Annotated in this window: 1 pseudogene; it reads left to right on the top strand. The window is 44.0% G+C overall.

Annotation, left to right across the window (positions count from 1 at the left end):
- Window positions 1-38: 38 nt before the first annotated feature.
- Window positions 39-550, top strand: a pseudogene (locus tag ACWHAR_RS30910) (phage portal protein); the annotation flags it as partial.

The raw sequence follows: 550 nt of genomic DNA, 5'->3' as shown, positions 1-550 counted from the left end.
GAATCCGGCCGAACCGAGAAAGGAGGAGGTCATAAATCATGCACAATCAAACAGTCAGAGCAACTGTATTTAAAGCCAATGCCACGGCTCCTCAGACAAAGCAAATCTATGAAGATGACTTTTCTGAGCTGTACGGAGAGGACATTATCGCTCCGCCCTACAATATCACCGAGCTCAAAACCATTGGCGAATACTCGACCATTCTTCAGCAATGCATTGATGCGTATAGAGTGAATATTACAGGCTTTGGATTCGATGTTGAGTACACATTTGATGTCAATGCAAGTGATGTCGATCAGGCAAAAAAGGAAAGAGCGGAAAAAGACTGGGCCAGACTCGAAGCCTTTTATAAATGTCTTCACTTTGATGAATCAGCTGAAATGATTTTAGGCTATGCCATCGAAGACAGAGAAAAAACAGGCAACGGATTTATGGAAGTGCTTCGCGACGGGGCGGGAAAACCTGCCGGCATCGAATATTTAGATGTGAAATATATGCGTGTATGCGGAGCAGGCGAGCCTGTAGAGGTCTCATTTGTATATGAAGAAAA

The sequence above is a fragment of the Bacillus sp. LR--39 genome (assembly GCF_053613335.1).
Note: the sequence above shows the minus strand (reverse complement) of the source record. Positions and strands in the feature narration are given on the sequence as shown.